This is a genomic window from Pseudoalteromonas sp. NZS100, from assembly GCF_015864815.1.
Lineage (GTDB): Bacteria > Pseudomonadota > Gammaproteobacteria > Enterobacterales > Alteromonadaceae > Pseudoalteromonas > Pseudoalteromonas distincta.
Map to the genome: position 1 here is coordinate 267,405 of NZ_JADYWM010000001.1, position 19,216 is coordinate 286,620.

Annotated in this window: 16 protein-coding genes; 2 read left to right on the forward strand and 14 right to left on the reverse strand. The window is 39.6% G+C overall.

Annotated elements, in window-relative coordinates; translation table 11 throughout:
* Positions 1-3 precede the first annotated feature (3 nt).
* The 3 genes from I6E69_RS01305 to rfaH all read right to left on the reverse strand — a co-directional run bounded on the left by I6E69_RS01305 (position 4) and on the right by rfaH (position 2,859).
* A complete protein-coding gene (locus I6E69_RS01305) occupies positions 4-438 on the reverse strand; it encodes a low molecular weight protein-tyrosine-phosphatase (RefSeq protein WP_149602076.1) in 435 nt (144 codons plus the stop codon).
* Between the two features lie 19 nt (positions 439-457).
* Positions 458-1,573 (reverse strand): polysaccharide export protein, encoded by a 1,116-nt coding sequence (locus tag I6E69_RS01310; RefSeq protein WP_197120410.1) that lies wholly within the window; start codon positions 1,571-1,573, stop codon positions 458-460.
* Between the two features lie 800 nt (positions 1,574-2,373).
* Complete coding sequence (gene rfaH / locus I6E69_RS01315; protein ID WP_197120411.1) at positions 2,374-2,859, reverse strand: transcription/translation regulatory transformer protein RfaH; 486 nt, start codon at positions 2,857-2,859, stop codon at positions 2,374-2,376.
* 1,390 nt (positions 2,860-4,249) lie between these two features.
* On the opposite strand from rfaH, the gene I6E69_RS01320 reads away from it, so the two are divergent.
* Together I6E69_RS01320 and I6E69_RS01325 are read left to right on the forward strand one after the other, a co-directional pair.
* The gene (locus I6E69_RS01320) at positions 4,250-5,623 is read left to right on the forward strand and encodes an MBL fold metallo-hydrolase RNA specificity domain-containing protein (protein WP_197120412.1); all 1,374 of its coding nucleotides are present in this window, start codon (positions 4,250-4,252) and stop codon (positions 5,621-5,623) included.
* Positions 5,624-5,780: 157 nt separating this feature from the next.
* On the forward strand, positions 5,781-6,233 hold the full coding sequence (locus tag I6E69_RS01325) for a transposase (RefSeq protein ID WP_197120413.1): 453 nt from the start codon (positions 5,781-5,783) through the stop codon (positions 6,231-6,233).
* Between the two features lie 546 nt (positions 6,234-6,779).
* On the opposite strand, the gene I6E69_RS01330 is transcribed toward I6E69_RS01325, so the two are convergent.
* From I6E69_RS01330 to I6E69_RS01380, 11 genes are all read right to left on the reverse strand, one after another.
* Positions 6,780-8,714 carry a polysaccharide biosynthesis protein gene (locus tag I6E69_RS01330; RefSeq protein WP_197120414.1) on the reverse strand — a complete coding sequence of 645 codons (1,935 nt, stop codon included), beginning with the start codon at positions 8,712-8,714 and terminating at the stop codon, positions 6,780-6,782.
* A 154-nt stretch (positions 8,715-8,868) separates the two neighbouring features.
* The gene (locus I6E69_RS01335; RefSeq protein ID WP_197120415.1) at positions 8,869-9,417 is read right to left on the reverse strand and encodes a sugar transferase; all 549 of its coding nucleotides are present in this window, start codon (positions 9,415-9,417) and stop codon (positions 8,869-8,871) included.
* Between the two features lie 17 nt (positions 9,418-9,434).
* Positions 9,435-10,361: an NAD-dependent epimerase/dehydratase family protein gene (locus I6E69_RS01340; RefSeq protein WP_197120416.1), complete on the reverse strand. Its 927-nt coding sequence runs from the start codon at positions 10,359-10,361 to the stop codon at positions 9,435-9,437.
* Between the two features lie 8 nt (positions 10,362-10,369).
* Positions 10,370-11,155 carry a glycosyltransferase family 2 protein gene (locus tag I6E69_RS01345; protein WP_331459119.1) on the reverse strand — a complete coding sequence of 262 codons (786 nt, stop codon included), beginning with the start codon at positions 11,153-11,155 and terminating at the stop codon, positions 10,370-10,372.
* A 68-nt stretch (positions 11,156-11,223) separates the two neighbouring features.
* The gene (locus I6E69_RS01350; RefSeq protein WP_197120417.1) at positions 11,224-12,660 is read right to left on the reverse strand and encodes a phosphomannomutase; all 1,437 of its coding nucleotides are present in this window, start codon (positions 12,658-12,660) and stop codon (positions 11,224-11,226) included.
* Between the two features lie 123 nt (positions 12,661-12,783).
* A complete protein-coding gene (locus tag I6E69_RS01355) occupies positions 12,784-14,190 on the reverse strand; it encodes a mannose-1-phosphate guanylyltransferase/mannose-6-phosphate isomerase (RefSeq protein WP_197120418.1) in 1,407 nt (468 codons plus the stop codon).
* Between the two features lie 20 nt (positions 14,191-14,210).
* Positions 14,211-15,032 (reverse strand): hypothetical protein, encoded by an 822-nt coding sequence (locus tag I6E69_RS01360; RefSeq protein WP_197120419.1) that lies wholly within the window; start codon positions 15,030-15,032, stop codon positions 14,211-14,213.
* Positions 15,033-15,552: 520 nt separating this feature from the next.
* The gene (locus tag I6E69_RS01365; RefSeq protein ID WP_197120420.1) at positions 15,553-16,509 is read right to left on the reverse strand and encodes a polysaccharide pyruvyl transferase family protein; all 957 of its coding nucleotides are present in this window, start codon (positions 16,507-16,509) and stop codon (positions 15,553-15,555) included.
* Positions 16,510-17,001 carry an acyltransferase gene (locus tag I6E69_RS01370; protein WP_197120421.1) on the reverse strand — a complete coding sequence of 164 codons (492 nt, stop codon included), beginning with the start codon at positions 16,999-17,001 and terminating at the stop codon, positions 16,510-16,512.
* On the reverse strand, positions 16,998-18,089 hold the full coding sequence (locus I6E69_RS01375; RefSeq protein WP_197120422.1) for a hypothetical protein: 1,092 nt from the start codon (positions 18,087-18,089) through the stop codon (positions 16,998-17,000). Before I6E69_RS01375 ends, I6E69_RS01370 begins: the two co-directional genes overlap by 4 nt.
* Positions 18,073-19,200 (reverse strand): hypothetical protein, encoded by a 1,128-nt coding sequence (locus tag I6E69_RS01380; protein ID WP_197120423.1) that lies wholly within the window; start codon positions 19,198-19,200, stop codon positions 18,073-18,075. Before I6E69_RS01380 ends, I6E69_RS01375 begins: the two co-directional genes overlap by 17 nt.
* Positions 19,201-19,216: the final 16 nt, after the last annotated feature.

Sequence of the window (19,216 nt, forward strand, 5' to 3'; positions counted from 1 at the left end):
TCCTTATAAATACTTTTGCCAAGCGCTGCAAGCGCTATCGATTAATGCATAAACGTGTTCAAAAGCCTCTTGGCTTTGGCGGTAAGGGTCTGGTATTTCGGCGTTATTAATCCATTTACCTAATAAAAATGTTTTACCTCGCGCTTGAGGGTAGCGGGAATGTAAATCATTTAAGTGCCGCTCTTCCATGACTAAAATCACACTATTTTGCGCAACCAGTGCCGACGTTAGCTGACGACCTTGATGAGCATCCATATTTATATCGTATGCTTGTGCAATTTGTTTTGCGGTTGCGTCAGCGGCTTTACCTTCAAGAGCAGTTAACCCAGCAGACGACACTTTTATATTTTTACCCTCTAGCTTTTTCTTTAAAACATACTCTGCGGTTGGGCTTCGGCATATATTACCAGCACAAACAACTAATACAGAATCAAACATTTAAATTAATCCTCGTTTATTAGTTAGTGCCAATGTCGTCTAAGTTGTCAACTGTTGCTACTGAAGGTAACAATAGGCTTATTACACGGTTCCAACGAGCAAGCGGTGCTGATGTTACGTATACTATGTCGTGTGGTTGTAATTCAAATTGCTCTGCTAATACAAGGGCTGCAATATTTTTAGCGTGTAACTGATAAACATTAGCTAAAATACCTGTTTGCTCAAGGTTACTTTTGCGTAATACAAATACACCGTTTGCATCGGCTGTGTTTTCGTTTAAGCCTCCAGTATCACTTAAGGCTTGTGCTAAGTTTAACCCGTAGCGGTTAAGCGTAACCGATCCTGCGCGTTTTACATCACCTAGTACAAATACTTTTTGTGCATCGTTGCGGTTTACATGCACTATGTCGCCATTTTGTAATAAACGATTTTGTGAAATGTCACCATGGGCATAAAAGTCATCAAGCTCTATTACTTCTGTTTTATCGCCTCTAGTAAATGTTACTGTGCGCCAATCGGCGGCGTCTGTTAAACCACCCGCTTGGTTTAATGCGTCAATTAATGTAAGCGGGACTTCGGTAACTGGGTATACACCTGGCTTATTTACTTCACCGGTCACGTACGCTTTTTGGCTTCTAAAACCAACAATTTTTATATCTACTTGAGGGTCTTCTATTACTCTGCTTAAACGGCTTACTAACTCATTGCGTACTTGGCTAACAGTGCGCCCTGCTGCAGGTATATTAGGTGCGTATGCGTAGGTAATAGTGCCATCTTCTTGCACCCTAAAACCGTCAAACTCAGCTGTACGCTGCACGGCAGCTGGTATTGTGAGCTCTGGGTGGTCCCATACGCCAATAGTTAGTACATCACCCACACCTAGTTTGTATTGATAATTTTTGGTATCTATTCCAGCCAAACTAGATATAGGCCTTGCAGCCTTACGTGCTTTTTTTTGTTCATTTATTAATGATGAGTCAATAATTTGAATGTTTACTTTTTCTAGATCTTGCTCAAGGTTTTGAGTTTGCTCACCTGGAGAAACACCTTCAAAATGGCTACCCGGAATTATTGTACAACCTGTAAGTGATAATAATGCGAGTGAGGTAACGAGTGATTTACAGCTTAACGCCATTGTAGAATCCCAAAATTATTTTAAAATTGTTCTTACTCACCAACCTTGGTGAGTACTTATTTTTTTTAGCACTGTAATTAAAGCATGAGGGCTAACTACGCGCAAGCGCGAATCATTTTATACGTATTGGTTAAAAGCCATGAGCTAGCAAAAATAAAATATACCCTAACCTACTAGTAATGAGTTTACCCCGCGCTTTGTTTTATTGTTTACTTTTACGCGGCATATAGCCGCTGCTACAACTATTATGGGCTACGCCCATTGCCTGCAAGCTGCGCGTCTACGAGCTTGTTTAGCCCTTCGGGCACGCCCCACGTTCCAGTTCGTCGCAGAGCTCCTCTCGCTCTAGCTTGAAAGCAAAACTTTTTGCTTGTCTAGCCCTTCGGGCACACCCCACGTTCCAGTTCGTCGCAGAGCTCCTCTCGCTCCAGCTTGAAAGCAAAACTTTTTGCTTGTCTAGCCCTTCGGGCACGCCCCACGTTCCAGTTCGTCGCAGAGCTCCTCTCGCTCCAGCTTGAAAGCAAAACTTTTTGCTTGTCTAGCCCTTCGGGCACACCCCACGTTCCAGTTCGTCGCAGAGCTCCTCTCGCTCCAGCTTGAAAGCAAAACTTTTTGCTTGTCTAGCCCTTCGGGCACGCCCCACGTTCCAGTTCGTCGCAGAGCTCCTCTCGCTCCAGCTTGAAAGCAAAACTTTTTGCTTGTCTAGCCCTTCGGGCACGCTTCCGCCCCTAGGTTGCAGTTCCTACGCACTGATACTTACTTAATTTTATATGGCATAAAGCCTAAGTTGCGCTTTATAACTAGTATTGGTTTATGTCTTTGTTATCTACACTCATTTCTACTTGTTTATTAAGTAGATTAATTAGCAAAATACTGCGCATATCGCCGTCAGGCTCTTTGTAAATAGCTTTAATATTATTAAATGAATAGTTATTTACGCTAACTACATCACCCGTTTTAGGTATTGTAGAACTGGTAGTTTGTAAACGCTCACTTTTAAGCTGTTCGATTAATTCTGTAGGTACAATTTGATAATTTGGCCCATAAGATACAAAGCCACTAATCCCGCGCGTATTTTTTACCGCAGAAAAGTTACCGTTTTGTGACTCAAGACAAACAAATAGGTAGTTAGGGAACAGAGCTGACTGTTTAATGGTACGTCGACCTTTAACCAGTTTCTCGATGGTTAACTTGGGGTAGAATACTTCAATCCCTTGGTTTAATAAGTTGGTGGCTGCTCGCTCTTCTTGGCGAGACTTACACGTAACTAAATACCAACTTTCCATAGCAATCCTTACTACAATATAATTGCAAAAAATACAACATTAAATTTAATAACGCGTAATTATAAACAATTTAAGCCTGTTAAGTAAATAGGCGTTTATCGTAAATGTTTACTAACTTTGTTAACAGCGGAAAGTGGGCTTGGTTTAGATTCCTATGCAGTCTAAACCAAGCTTAACTAAATGCATTTAGGTGGCAACGATTTAGCCTAAGCGCCAGCAAGCAAGGCGCCTACATTGTCACATACACCAAGGATGAAAATTCACGTAGGCGTGAAGCTTGCTCACGCGAAAGATTAAATGTAAAAACTGCGCTTTATTGCGCCAGCAAGCAAGGCGCCTACAACACCACATAGACCCAAAGTAAAATCCACGTAGGCGTGAAGCTTGCTCACGCGCAAGATTAAATATAAAAGCTGTGCTTTTAATGCGCCAGCAAGCAAGGCGCCTACAACACCAGATATACCCATGAGTAAAAATTCACGTAGGCGTGAAGCTTGCTCACGAGAAAGACTAAATGTAAAAGCTGCGCTTTATTGCGCCAGCAAGCAGGCGCCTACAACACCACATAGACCCAAAGTAAAATCCACGTAGGCGTGAAGCTTGCTCACGCGAAAGATTAAATGCAAAAGCTGCGCTTTATTGCGCCAGCAAGCAAGGCGCCTACAACACCACATAGACCCAAAGTAAAATCCACGTAGGCGTGAAGCTTGCTCACGCGCAAGATTAAATATAAAAGCTGTGCTTTTAATGCGCCAGCAAGCAAGGCGCCTACAACACCAGATATACCCATGAGTAAAAATTCACGTAGGCGTGAAGCTTGCTCACGAGAAAGACTAAATGTAAAAGCTGCGCTTTATTGCGCCAGCAAGCAGGCGCCTACAACACCACATAGACCCAAAGTAAAATCCACGTAGGCGTGAAGCTTGCTCACGCGAAAGATTAAATGCAAAAGCTGCGCTTTATTGCGCCAGCAAGCAAGGCGCCTACAACACCACATAGACCCAAAGTAAAATCCACGTAGGCGTGAAGCTTGCTCACGCGAAAGACTAAATGTAAAAGCTGCGCTTTATTGCGCCAGCAAGCAGGCGCCTACGACGTGACACACCATGAGTAAAAATTCACGTAGGCGTGAAGCTTGCTCACGCGAAAGATTAAATGTAAAAACTGCGCTTTAATGCGCCAGCAAGCAAGGCGCCTACAACACCAGATAAACCCATGAGTAAAAATCCACGTATGCGTGAAGCTTGCTCACGCGCAAGATTAAATGTAAAAGCTGCGCTTTATTGCGCCAGCAAGCAGGCGCCTACAATAACAACGTAGTCAAACTTTGCTAAAATCACTGTTTAGCTCTAGTTTTAACTTTACTTTAAAAAATAAATTTAGATATCCTATGCAAATACTTCATCACGGAGCGGTTAATGGAGTTACCGGTTCGTGCCACGAACTGGTAATTAACGAGCAAACAAGTGTGCTTGTTGATTGCGGGTTATTTCAGGGTGAGGATTCTAAAGCAGATCTTTCAATTGAATTTGATATTACCCATATTACTGCGCTTATTGTTACCCATTGCCATATTGACCATGTTGGTCGAATTCCTTACTTGTTAGCAGCCGGTTTTAAAGGCCCTATTTTTACAAGTATTGCATCGGCCAGTTTATTACCTTTGGTAATTGAAGATGCTTTAAAAGTAGGTGTAACCCGCGACCCTAAAATTAGAGCTGCCTGCTTAAGCTTATTAAATAAACGCATAGTTGCTGTTGATTATAAAACGTGGTTTGAACCACCTTGCAAAGGGCTCAATAAAGCTAAGGCGAGATTTCAGCGTGCTGGGCATATATTAGGTTCTGCCTACGTTGAAATTGACGTTACAAATAATGATAACAACAAACATCGCGTTGTGTTTTCAGGAGATTTAGGCGCGCCCTATACCCCGCTACTCCCTTCGCCTAAAGCGCCTTATAAAGCCGACACTCTAGTTATTGAATCAACCTACGGTGATAAAAATCATCAAGGCCGTAAAGAGCGTACAAAAACGCTAAAAAACATTATTGAACGCGCCGTAGCCGACAACGGCGTTGTTTTAGTTCCTGCTTTTAGCATTGGCCGCACACAAGAGCTGCTATACGAGCTTGAGCAACTCATACATAGCTCATCTAAAAAGTCTAAGTGGCGAGACATTCACGTAATACTCGACTCCCCCATGGCAGCCAATTTCACTAAGCAATACAAAAACTTTAAACACTTGTGGGATAGCGAAGCTAAAAGTAAGGTCGCAAACGGTAGGCACCCGCTCGATTTTAAAAACCTAACTACGGTTGATACACACAAGGAGCACTTGGCTGTTATTAACTATTTAAGTACGCGGCAAACGCCAGCCATAATATTAGCGGCAAGCGGTATGTGTACTGGTGGGCGAATAGTTAATTATCTTGAGCGATTTTTAAATGACAAAACCACTGATGTATTGTTTGTAGGTTACCAAGGGCGCGGTACTCTAGGGCGCGATATACAAAAATATGGCCCTCGTAATGGCTATGTTTTTATAAACGATGCTCGCATTACTATAAACGCCAAAGTTCATACAATTAGTGGCTATAGCGCCCATGCCGATCAAAATGGGTTAATTAAGTTTGTAACAGGTATGCATAAAAAGCCAAGCCATATAAAAATTGTGCATGGCGATGATGATGCAAAAAACGCTTTGGCAGCAAAGTACAAAGAGATATTAAGTAGTGAAGTTAAAATAGAGATTGGTAAATTGTAGGCGTGGAGCTTACTCACGCAATTTAGTAAATACGTAAAAGCCGCGCTTTTAATGCGCCAGCAAGCAGGCGCCACATCGTCACATACACTGAGGATGAAAAACCCACGTAGGCGTGAAGCTTGCTCACGCATGAGGGCTCAAAAAGGAATAAAAATATATGGCTAACACACATAAACGTTTAAAAGGCAGATGCCCTACCATTAATGCTTTTTACTCCATAACTTTATGTTGCTATTGTCGTAAGCCGTTATTAGCTAATTACTTAAATGCACGATTGATATCAAAAGAACTTGCCCTGTTTTCTAAAAATAATTCACTTAGTACTATTTGCTACGTAATTATGCCTGATCATATACATTGGCTTTTACAGTTAAATAGTAATCCTGACCTATCAAACCTAATTAGGAAGTTTAAAAATATTACAACTTATAGGCTTAATAAACAAAACGGTACAGAGGGAAAGGTATGGCAATCTAATTACTATGACCACAAAGTAAGAGATGGTGAAGATATAATAAATCAAGCTAGATATATAGTTGCAAACCCTTTACGCGCAGGGTTAGTAGACAACATACGCAAATACCCATACTGGGATTGCGTTTACTTGTAAAAGCTGCGCTTTTAATGCGCCAGCAAGCAAGGCGCTTACATTGTCACATACACCGAGGATGAAAAACCCACGTAGGCGTGAAGCTTGCTCACGCAATTTAGTAAATACGTAAAAGCCGCGCTTTTAATGCGCCAGCAAGCAAGGCGCCTACAACGTGACGCACCAAAAATATAAAAACCTGCGTAGGCGTGAAGCTTGCTCACGCAATTTAATAAATACGTAAAAGCTGCGCTTTTAATGCGCCAGCAAGCAAGGCGCCTACAACGTGACGCACCAAAAATATAAAAACCTGCGTAGGCGTGAAGCTTGCTCACGCAATTTAATAAGTACGTAAAAGCTGCGTTTTTAATGCCCCAGCAAGCAAGGCGCCTACATAGTCACTACACCGAGGATGAAAAACTCACGTAGGCGTGAAGCTTGCTCACGCAATTTAATAAATACGTAAAAGCCGCGCTTTTAATGCGCCAGCAAGCAAGGCGCCACATGCTCACATACACCGAGGATGAAAAACCCACGTAGGCGTGAAGCTTGCTCACGCAACCTATTCTAAGAGCCGCTTGCGTTGGGTAAAGCAGTTACATTAGTTTGGCTACTTTGTTTTTCTTGCCAGTTAAGGTCGCATATGCCATCTGTTGGGGCAAATGCAGTAGGCGCTTGCAGAAGCAGCTTACGTATTAGAATATGATCTGAGTCATCACATGCTGCTTTGAGTTTACCTAAAAATGGCTCTAGCTCATGCCATGGCATTTTTATTTCTTGCGCACTTAAAATTCTTGGATGATCGGTACCAATAACATTGTCGCCAATAAGTAGCTCTTCAAAAAGCTTTTCGCCAGGGCGCAAACCTGTACATTTTATTTCTATATCACCATTTGGCCGTTTTTCGTGCTTAACTTCAAGCCCCGATAAGTGGACCATTTTAGTTGCTAAATCTTTGATTTTTACTGGTTCACCCATATCAAGTACAAACACATCGCTGCCGACTCCCATAGCACCAGCTTGAATAACCAATTGAGCAGCTTCTGGGATCGTCATAAAGTAGCGTGTGATATCTTGATGGGTTAATGTTATTGGACCACCGGCTTTTATTTGCTTTCTAAATAATGGTACAACAGAACCAGAAGAACCCAGTACGTTACCAAAACGTACCATTGTGAAACGTGTCGAACTTTGAATATCAGACAACCCTTGCAATACAAGCTCTGCCATGCGTTTTGTAGTTCCCATAATATTTGTTGGGCGCACCGCTTTGTCTGTTGAAATGAGAACAAAAGTATCGACTTTTGCATTTATAGCTGCCGTAGCAACGTTGTAAGTCCCATAGATATTATTTCGTACACCTTCAACTACGTTATGCTCTACTAATGGGACATGCTTATACGCCGCTGCATGGTAAACGGTTTTGACTTTAAAAGTAGAAAACGTAGATTCAACTAATTTTTTATTTTGTATTGAACCCAAAATAGGTATTACTTCTATATTTAAACCGTTTGTAGTGCGGTATTCCGATAACTCTTTTTCTATTGCGTATAGAGCAAACTCAGACAACTCAAAAAGCACTATTTTAGTTGGGTTGTTTTTAATTATTTGCCTACAAAGCTCAGAGCCGATTGAACCGCCCGCACCTGTTACCATTACTATTTTATTTTCTATATTTGCTGACATTAAATCTTGACGTGGCTGAACCGAATCTCTGCCTAATAAGTCATCTATTTCTACATTTTTCACTTCATTAAGGTTGGTTGTACCCGAAACGATGTCAGCCATACCTGGAATGGTCATTACTTGTAATTTAAATTTCTCTATTGCATTAAGCACTTCTTTTCGACGACTTCTTGAAACGCTAGGTAGTGCAAGTAGAATTTTATTAACGCATTTTTGCTTTGCGATTTCAGAAATTTGAGAAGGCGGATGAACGCAAACCCCCTGAATTAACGATAAATGCTTTTTAGGATCGTCATCAATAAAGGCAACAGGTGAGTATTCTGGCCCATTAGCTAGCGCAGTAGCAAGTTGCCGGCCAGCAGAACCCGCACCGTATATAATAACTCCTTCTTTACGACGCATTGTTATTTGCCCTACAACAGCCCTGACAGCCAGTCGAGCTCCTCCTACAAATAGAATACAAAAACTAGCGTATATAAATGGCACTGTTCGTGGGACTGGTGCACTCAAAAAGAAAGATAGAACAGTTAAGTAAACGGTGGAAAGCATAACACCTGCGATAATAGCCCACATAGCCTGCATGTTCATATAGCGAAGTACAGCTCTGTACAGCCCTAGTTTCACAAAGCTTAATAAACTTAGGGGGAGGACTGCTGCGAGTAGTATCCATGTGTGGTTATTTTTTAAAACAGCCGTGCTGTCGAGCCTTAATAAAAAGGCAAGCCAAAAGGCAACAATAATAAAAATGCTATCTACAAAAAGCGATACGACTCTTTTCTGAGGGCGAGGCAAGTTAACTAAAAATTTTAAAAACACAATATATTTCCCTGAAGCGAGCAGCAATACTGCCATTCTATTAGTTGCAATTTTACTACACAATGAACGACTGTTGCACTTTATAATTAAAGACTATATGCAAAATATTAAATAGTCTTTATGTATTTAGTTACTTTGTGTAATTTTCAGAATGCTACTTAACTCTATCACCACTGCCACTTCCAGTAACCGTTTGTAATATATAAGTAAAGTAGAGCTTGAGATTCAATGTGGCGATCATTTTGGCATCTGTTTCTGCTAGCAGCTCAGGAGTAGACATGTCAATTTCGTTAACTTGCGCTAATCCCGTTATGCCTGGTCGAACTGCAAATACATTCTTAACATCTCGAGCCTGGGTTAGCTCTTCTTGATTGAACAGCCCTGGACGAGGGCCAACTAAGCTCATTTCACCTTTTAGTACATTCCAAAGCTGCGGTAGTTCGTCTAATTTAGTTTTACGTAAAAAGCCCCCAAATGGCGTGATCGATGCCGTACTTGCCAAATGGCTAGCAACCGACGCAGTGTCAACACTCATTGTTCTAAATTTAACTAAAGTAAACGGTTTTTTATTACGACCAACGCGCTCTTGCATAAAAAGTGGTGAGCCTGTATCAAACAAGCCAATAATATATAACATCAGTAAAAAAGGGGCTGTAAATAGCAAGCCAAACAGTGCAAGTAAAAAATCAAGAAAACGTAACATTTAGTAAATCCAATAAATTATTTAAAGCAACGGCTTAGGCCGTCTTTTAAAGCTACAGGGGGCGTCCAATTAAGCGTTTTTTTAGTGAATTCAATATCAACAGTTAATGAATTAGCCAACTTATCAATATGATCTTTTTTCCCAGCGCAGCCTGCTATAAACCTCAAAAAAGCGACTGGCACAGGTAATAGCAACGGCTTTTTACCTGCTGCTAACGTAAGTTGTTTTAAAAGGTCAGAGGTAGAAATATTCTCATCATCACTCACTAAAAAGGTTTTATTGGCCGCATTTGGGTGCTCTATGCAGGTAATGATCAAATCAATCAAATTATCGACTGCCACAAAGCTGCGCTGATTATTAATAGCGCCTAAAGGCAAGGGTAAGTTTTTTTCTGCAAGCTTTACTAACTTACCAAAATTACCCGGTGCGCCTTTACCATAAACCAGTGGGGGTCTAATAATTACCACTTCTAAACCGGTTTCTTTGGCAAGTTGTTGTAACTTTATTTCAGCGTGGTGTTTCGAAACCGCGTACGCTTCTGTCGGATTTGACGCATCATCGCAGGTAAAAGGCTGCGTGTTATCACTTCCGTTTACCCCTATTGAGCTAATAAAAATAAACCGCTTAGCGCCACTACTTATTGCTTGTTTTGCAAGCGTAATCGTTGCATCGGTATTACATTTAGCAAACTCTGCCGCCGAGTTAGCTAACTGGTCTTCTTTAATATGCGCCTTAGCCGCAAGGTGTATCACGGTATGCACCCCAGACAACACAGCTAAAAAATTAGTGTTGCCATGCAGCTCACCCACAGCAACGTGCGATTCATTCATTTGCTGTGTTTTTTTACGAACAGCAGATACAACATCGTAGCCTCTGTTGTTTAGCTCACAACTTAACTTAGAGCCAATAAAACCAGTGCTGCCTGTTAATAAAATTTTTATCACAAAACTACCTACCGAATAAAAAGTTTATGATAAATATTTATATGTTTTTTCTTTAGAAAAACAATAACTAAATAGCATAATAAATTAAAAGTTGCCGACAAAATGTTTAGCTTTCCGACCTTGCGCAACACCAGCCAATAATACTTAAACGCATCCAATTTACTTCTAGAAAGCGAACCTTCGCGGATCCTATAAAAGCCTAAACTTTCTTGGTAGCCTTTTGCATATTCAAACTTTTTAAGCAACTCTAGCCATAATGCAAAATCTTGTCTTTTTTTAACCAAAGGCATATATACTTTACCAAATGGCTTAGTGTCATAAATGGCGGTTAAACAGCCAATATAGTTATGCTTCAACAACTGTTTAAATGTTACTTTGTCGGGCACTAGCAAGGTTTCTACTAACTCACCTTGCTCGCTAATGATTGAATAACCCGAAAATGCAAACCCAACATTATGCATTTGCATATAACTAAGCTGCTTCTCTAATTTACCGGCTGTCCATAAATCGTCAGAGTCTAAAAACGCAATATACCTGCCTTGTGCGGCTTTTATTGCTTCATTTCGAGAGCCTGCACCACCTAAGTTATGCTCATTTTGCAGTAACTTTACCCGCTTATCTTGCAAAAACGGTTTAATTACATCAACTGTATTATCTGTTGAACAATCATCAACTATTATCAGTTCCCAACTTTCAAACGTTTGTTTTATAACGCTGGTTATTGACTCCGCAATAAAGCCAGCAACATTATGCGCTGGCATAATAATACTTACTTCTGCAATATAACTACTCACTCACACTCCGCTTAATTTGAATAATCATCTGTCGTTACTTACCTTATAATGCTGCAGGCTCTTACCAGCTACTTAAACGTGCTCAAAAAGGCAATCGTATTTTCAAGTAAAGCGGCAACCTCATCGGCTGAACCAGCCTCGGTGTAGCAACGTAGCTCTGGCGCATTCCCCGACGGGCGTATGTGCACTATGTCGTTATTATCAAGTGTGACCCTTAAGCCATCTGTTGTGTCTACAATTTGATATGCAGGCAAATTAAGTGCGTGTGTTAGCAACTCTATATTTTGCGTAAATTTACTTAGCAGCTCTTTACTTTTAGCGGTTGGAAATTCTTTTAGTCGATCGCTCGCCATAAAACGCTGTGGTAAGGCACTCACTAATTCAGCAATGCTGGTTACGTGTGCTAATACTAATAGCGCAGGTAGTAATGCATCACGAGTTGGCAGTGCCGATAACACCTTGCCATTTACATCAATATCAGCCCCTAGTAAGTACCCGCCATTCGCTTCAAAACCGGCCACACGGGTAAACTGTTCCTTTAAGGCTGAAAATTCAGCAATGACATACGGTGAGCCTATTTTTGTACGCACCACTAGCTTAAAGCTGTGCGATTTTTCTATGGCAGTATTACAGCTAACTGGCACTGCTAGTGCGTCTATATCCAAAATTTGGCTGGTTAATAAACCTAGCGTATCGCCATTGAGCCAGTTACCATTTTCATCTGCAATGAGAGGTCTGTCACCATCGCCATCTGTTGAAAAAATAGCATCAAAGCCATGCTGTTTTGACCATGCTAACGCTTTTTGTTGATCTTCAACCGAAACAGCTTCGGTATCTATAGGTACAAATGTGTCGCTGCGCTCTAAGCTGGTTACTTCAGCCCCTAGCTGCTCAAATAGTTTTTTGTAAATATCGCGACCCGCACTTGAATGCTCGTATATACCTACTTTTTTGCCTGCGAGTGCATCTTGACTAAATAAGTTGGCATAGCGGCTTATATACGCGGCTTCAGCCTCTTTATTTACTGTTAATTCAGCAAAGTCCCAATTGCTAGAGAGTTCACTGATGCTAGGTAGTACCGCGCCATTCGCTAAAATGGCCTGCTCATCGGCTTTTGTAATTTCGCCATCGGGACGATAAAACTTTAGGCCATTTCTATCAAAGGGAATATGGCTGCCTGTGATCATAATGCTGGGTACATTATCTTGCATCGCTTTATAAGCCAGTGCTGGGGTAGGAATTACCCCATAATAGACCACATTTAAATCAAGTAACTTTAAACCTGCAGCACACGCCTGAGCCATTGCATAACTGCTTGGGCGGTTATCAATTGCCAGTGCAACCGTGTTAAAACTAAACTCTGTATCAATTGATTTTATAAATGCTACGGCAAAAGCGGCACATACGTCAGAGGTAAACTCACTGACCAACCCACGTGCACCACTGGTACCAAACGCAATGCCACTGTTGGCAATAACGTCAGAGCAAACTAACTGGCTATTCATAAAAAACCTATTTAACTTGTTACGTTATAAGTTTGCAGTTAGTCTCATTTTATAAACACAAATAATACTAACTGCATGACTACTCACATCTAACTTCTAATATTGACTATCTGGTTAGTTAGCTTATTTCACTCGACCATAGCGGTCTTCAAAGCGCACTATGTCGTCTTCACCTAAATAAGATCCTGACTGCACTTCTATCAGCTCTAAATCAACTTTACCTGGGTTTTCCAATGCATGAACGGCAGTAATTGGAATGTAAACCGACTCATTTTCAGTCACAAATTGCTCTGTGTCGTCTATTTGCACTTTGGCTGTACCTGATACCACAATCCAGTGCTCTGCACGGTGGTGATGCATTTGCACCGAAAGCTTAGCGCCTGGTTTTACGGTAATACGCTTCACTTGAAAGCGCTCACCACTGTCTACTGAGTCGTATTTACCCCATGGGCGGTAAACTTCTCTGTGTAACGTTGCCTCTGTGCGCTGCTCATCTTTTAACTGCTGTACAATGGCTTTTACTTTTTGCGATTCATTTTTATGTGCAACCAGTACGGCGTCTTTTGTGTTAACAATAACAAGGTCTTCAACGCCGACCGTCGCCACTAGTTTATCTTCGCCAAACACTAACGTATTTTTGGTATTAACGGATTTTACATCGCCTGTAAATGCGTTACCGTTTTCGTCTTGCTTAGACACTTCCCAAAGGGCTGCAAATCCCCCTACATCACTCCAGCCAGCATCCATTGGTACCACAACCGCATCTTTGGTTTGCTCCATCACGGCGTAATCAACTGACTCATCGGGACACGCTTCAAAAGCGGCCGTATCTACGCGCACAAAATCCATGTCATCATTTTGTACTTGCATTGCTTTTTCACATGCCGCATAAATATCGGGACGAAATGCTTTTAGCTCATCTAAATAGCGACTCGCTTTAAATAAAAACATGCCGCTATTCCAATAATATTCACCACTGGCAATGTATTTTTCTGCGGTGTCTGCATCTGGCTTTTCTACAAAGCTGTCGACTACGTAGCCCGTTTGATATTGCTCGCCACGCTTTATATAGCCATAGCCAGTTTCTGGTTTATTGCCCACAATACCAAAAGTAACGAGTTTATCTTGCTTAGCCAGCTCGGCCGCTTGGTTCACGCAGTGCTGAAATGCAGCCGTGTCATTTATTATATGATCAGCAGCCAGTACCAGTAGTAAAGGGTCGTCGCCGTGCTCAATAGCTTTAAAGGCAGCCAGTGCAATAGCCGGAGCCGTGTTACGCCCTACTGGCTCTAAAAAAATACCACTGTGCTCAACACCCAGTTGACGTACTTGCTCTGCAGCAATAAAACGGTGCTCTTCATTACAAATAAGCATTGCAGGGCTATGCGCTAGACCATTTAAACGGTGTAACGTGCTTTGTAGCATGGTGTGCTCACCGGCTAGTGTTAAAAACTGCTTTGGATAGTTGCCACGTGAAAGGGGCCACAAGCGTGTGCCAGAGCCACCTGCCATTATTACTGGTAAGATCATATTTATTCCATATAAATTATTTATTTTTGATAGCTCTTATATTTCATTGAAAATACATACAAAACAATTGGAAATAGAACAGCTAATTCTGGTCTGAAAAACACATTAAGGTATGCGTAACTAATTATAATTAAGGTAATATTTGAGTTTTCATATTTATAAAACTGATAAAAAATATAGTTATAAAGAAAAAACCCCAAAGCTCCAAAATAAAAAATAATATTATTAAGGAAAAAGTGGAGCTTATAATACTGGTTGCTTTTTATTTCTTGTACAGAAAAAGCACCTTCGCTTAATACTGACGAGGTATAAAACTCATCAAAATTTATATAACCTAAAAAACCATACCCAGTAATGTTATTAAATATATTACTGGTCTCTCCTGCCAGCAGGTTAAAAAACGTATACAACCTAACTAGAGCTGAGTTACCTAGGTCAACCCCATCTTCATACGAGCTAAAAAAGCTTAGCTTATGCATGAAATAATTAGCAATGTTCCCCGGGATAAAATCAGCAATAAGTACCAAGCTAACGGGCACCAAAATAAGTAACAATAAATATTGTAAAATATAATTTTTGCCTTGCCCTTTTAGGTTTATTAGCAATAAAACAAAGGCGAAAGCAAAAAGAATAATCTCGGTTCTCGATACGCTTAAATGCAGTATTAAAATACAAAACCAAAAAATCTTACTTTTCGGAAAGCTGTTATCTAACTTGCTTGCGTTTAAAAACATAAAAACAGAGATGAACACACCCGTAAACGTATATATTCCAGGATCTTTTACGTCACTGCCGATAATTATAATTAATCTGAGTAGCGCTCCTAAAATAACAGCAATCAACAAGCCATCAATAATACAGCTAGCGTTTTTGTTTTTAACTTCAGAAAAAACAATTCCGCCGATCAGTATAAACAACGTAAACTTAATCGGAGCTTTATTAAAAGTATGAAGTTGTTGATTAAAGTCAACAAAGCAGAGTGTGCCTATTACTAGCGATAAACACATGTAACAGACTAATAAAACGGTTTTTTTACTAATTTTAGGGAGTTCAGTAGAGCTCATCGAAAATATATACGCCGCCGAGCGCACGGTAAATACGACTAACCATAAGTCAGGGATCAACGAAATATCAAATAAGCTATAAAAGCTTAAATCGCGATCATAATATACCGTTTTTTCAAAACCGGACTGAATAATTAAAGTTGGCGCAACAACTAACCAAAAATACTTATAGTTAATTGATACCAATATTAATACTAGTAGTGTTGGAATATAAAGGGCGCTAAAACCAAACAAAGTTATAAGCGAAAAAACCAATACACTACTAATACAGAAAAATAGTTTCATGATGAAGTGGCTATTACTTACTAAACTTTGTTAAAAAATCAGGATATTTTTTTTGCCACTCGCTCATGCCAGCGATTAATGTATTATCACCAATACTTTTCTCTAGCAGGCCTGTAATATCATCTTTTTCGTTATAGAGCTTATTATCTGCACCAATACTGTTTAAAAACTCTTGCTGTTTTTTCTCATAGCTAATCATAAAGAATGGTACGCCATAACTAGCAGCCACCACCGATGGGTGTAATCGCGTAGAAATAACTAAATTAGAAGTACCGATGATTTGGTTAGATAAACCAATATCTTTCCAACCTGCCACTACTTTGCAATTAGCTGTTTGGCTTAACTTGTTACACAAGGGAAGATCTTCAAAACTAGCAGCAAATAATATAACGCTGCTGTTGCTAATTTTTTGAATAGACTGAATTAAGTTTTGGTAGTACTGAAAAGAGGAATGCTTACCATGCGGACACACAGTAACAGTTACTTGGTCTTGTGCTTTTTGGTTTTTTACCGGGTACAACAGCGAGGTAAAGGCACCTGGATCGACTAGTGCCTGAGCGTCAACACCTGATTTAATGCACTTCTTTGCGCTTTCTTCAGAGCGTGTGTATACGTTTGTATTTTCTAGTGTTTTAACCCACTCAGTAGAGAGTTTGTCGCCGATCACTCCTGAACAAAATGTATAACTTGGGCTTTTTCCAAATTTCTTCAGCGCATTTAAATAAATTTCACCATTAATAATAGTGCCGCCGCCTAAAACTAAGTTGTTAAGTGGGCTCGACTGTTGAAATTTAAAGGTGTCTAAACACGCTAGGTAACGGTCTGCATTGATTTTTTCATGAATATCAAATAATAAATCGTCACCATAGTTATTACGACCTAAATAACCGACATAAACATTGTTATTTTTAGCTTTTTGAAAACTTGAAAAAAAGTTTACTTTGTTTTTTAGTGATTTAACATACAACATTTATATTTCTCGTCTATATAGGTTTTCATTTTTACTTACTGTTAATGGTTCATGTTGGCTGTAGTTAGGCCTAACCATTGAGAAATCTGGAATGACCCCAGAAACAATCGAGCCTGCACCAATCACACACCCTTTACCAATAACGGTTCCAGGTAATATCGTGGCACCTAGTCCTATCCAACTACCCTTACCGACCACCACTTTTTTAAAAATATCTTTCTTCCCATAAGGAACCATTTCATCTTTAAAATCATGGTTATAGCTCCATATTTTGACGTGAGGAGCAATAATGCAAAAATCTTGCAGTTCAATTTCACCCTTAGCGTCGAAATGACAATAAGGGCCTATATAAACGCGTTTACCAAAAGTAAGCCCTTTGTGGTTGTCACATACAAATGAGTAGTGAAACTCCTGATTTTTAAACCTGTTCTGATATTTTAGGTTAAATATGAATACCTTGATCATCCCAAGCATTTTTCTCACAAACTTCATACACGACTTCCGTTGATTAGAAATTGCTGGAGTTCTACTTTTGACAGTTCATTCCACTCTTCGAGCCATTTACTAACTACATTAAAGTTAGGGAACTCAAATTTATCTAAACTTTCATTAAAGTCAGCTACGTTATGATAAACACACGCTAACGGGTACGATTCGTAATCTTGTATCGCTTCGTGTTTTTCCCATATTAACGGCTTCGAAAACAGCACTGAATCTGAAACTGTGCCTAAAGCTGTAAATCTATATGCGTTTTTAGCTGGGCTTAATAATAAAAAATCAACGTCTTTTATACAGTTCCGAAGCCATTCATCTGAATAGTGCTCGTTAAGAACTTGACAGCTCTCAGTTAACTTAATATGGCTAGAATCGGGGCCTAATCGGCCAAAAAAGTTAACATTTACATTAGTTAATTGTCGTAGAGCAGCAGCTTGATCTAAGTTTTTGGTATCCCCTCTTAGCAGCCCGATAACGGCCAGCTGTAGATTGGCTTTATCCATTACATTTGAGCTCAGCTTTTTAAAAAGCGCCTCTGTAAATTGCGGCATAGGGTGTCTAACTAAATGAACAGACTCGTAGTCATTCGATTCAGCAACCATATTCTTTTTTATATGTGAGCTAAGAACCGCAGTATTAATCATATTACAAAGCTTCATACTTTTAACGGCGAGCTTTGCAAAGTACTTATTGATCCCTTTTTTAGAATCAAAAAACTCTAATTCACTATGAAAAAACAATCTAATTGCTTGCCTTTTACTTGGAAACAAGCACAAAAAGAACGCAAGTATGAACAACTGAGTGCCTGTTGCCCCTAAAATAACCAACTGGGGCTCTTTGCTTTTAATGGTGCCTTTAACTTTAAACAACTCACATAAGAAGTAAAAATCTCGAAGCAGCTTCCATGCACGCCCTTTTACAAAGGAAGTTGATTTAATTTGCTTATTGAGTTTATCTTTAACATATTCTATATGTTTTGACTCTGCACTTAAGTGAATATCATCAATTTTGCAATTATTTAAAATACAAGAGTTAAAGTTTACATGTGAAGCATTGTAAGATAGAAAATCAATAAATCTTATCACTTACTTTCCTTTTATTTTCTGTGTGTAAAAAAAAACCATAGCCAAACATTAAAACCCTAGGCATCAAGTATGCTGTAAATAGGAAGGCAACCATTCCTATTTGAACGTCAAAAAAGTACATTATTGCTAAACCAACAAATGGTATAAATCCTAAAATAGATAACCATAATAGTGGCGTGAAGTTACCCGCGTTAGCAAACGAACTTATTTTTTCACGAAACGGTATATTAAACAAAGCAAGTGCAACACTGGCTAAAATGATTAAAAATGAAGTGACATCGTTTAAAACTTTCACATCAAATAACGACAAAACCGTAGTGATTGCTGCCGTGTATAACACACCGATAAAACTACAAACAAAGATATATTTGGGCCCAATTACAAAGTGCTCTTTACCGGTAATTAATGCCGTATTCGAAAATATCCTCACTAATATAGCTAAAGGCATAAATAGTGCGTTTAGCTTAAATATTTCATCGGAAATCAAACTACCAAATAAAAGCACCGCTAATTGCATATCAATCTTTTGAGTTATTAAGCTCAACATGGAAGATGCTCCACAAGAAAAGCGGCTTTTTATGACGGTGTCGAATCTAGGTAGTAGCAGTTCCGAAAATATATATACAGCAAAAAAAATGATTGCTACTAGTTCGTTTGCATAAATACTTAGTGATGCAATGACATAACTACTGAAAATAGTTATGAACAAAAAAGCATATTTTCGATGTCTTAAACAGTAAGAAGAAAATATATTCAGTGCCCATAACCCCACTGTGGTTACCACTATAGAAGGGATGAGCAAAAGCTGATCTGCTGTAGACAATACGAAAAATAAAATGACTACACTGAACAAAATTAGCAAAACATCTAGGTAGCGACTTAAGTAGTCATGGTTATAACCTGACGCTATTAAAGTATTTCTTCCCATTACAGCAATTGCTGATAACATTTCTGAAAAAATAAATACATTTAATACCTGAGTCCCTTCAGGATGAATGGGTATTAAAATAAAGGCAAAGAACACCCTAAAAAACGGTGTGACTATTTGTGCTAATTTTAATTTTGCCGAATCATTTAGCATCATGCTTACGTTGCTAAGTTCGAGTTTCATTGTATTTTAATCCAAG